Here is a 638-nt window from a genome sequence, read left to right on the forward strand (position 1 = left end):
CCCATCCTGCTGCATGTGATGACCGAAAAAGGCCACGGCTATCAGCCCGCCGAAAAGGCCGGGGACAAGTATCACGCCGTCGCCAAATTCAACGTCGTCACCGGTGAGCAGAAAAAAGGCCCCGCCGGGCCGCCGTCCTACACATCTGTGTTTGCACGCGAACTGGTGCGCCGGGCCGCAACCGACAACAAGATTGCCGCCATCACCGCCGCCATGCCGTCCGGCACCGGGCTGGATGCGTTCGCCAAAAACTATCCTGACCGCTTCTTCGACGTCGGCATTGCCGAGCAGCATGCCGTGACGTTTGCCGCGGGCATGGCAACCGAAGGCCTCCGTCCCTTCTGCGCCATCTACTCCTCCTTCCTCCAGCGCGCCTATGATCAGGTGATGCATGACGTGGTGCTTCAGAAGCTGCCCGTCCGCTTCGCCATTGACCGTGCCGGGCTGGTTGGGGCCGATGGGGCAACCCATGCTGGTTCCTTTGACATTGCCTATCTGGGCTGTCTGCCGGGCATGAGCATCATGGCACCGTCTGACGAGGTTGAGCTGCTGCACATGACGGCAACCGCCGCCGAGTTTGATGAAGGCCCGATTGCCCTGCGCTACCCGCGTGGCGGGGGGCTGGGTCTGGAGCTGCC

1 pseudogene is annotated in these 638 nt (G+C 63.2%); it reads left to right on the forward strand.

Going from position 1 to position 638, the window contains the following annotated elements:
- Positions 1 to 638: pseudogene (locus HK23_RS13825) on the forward strand (1-deoxy-D-xylulose-5-phosphate synthase); the annotation flags it as partial.

Source organism: Acetobacter malorum, assembly GCF_002153605.1.
GTDB lineage: Bacteria > Pseudomonadota > Alphaproteobacteria > Acetobacterales > Acetobacteraceae > Acetobacter > Acetobacter malorum_A.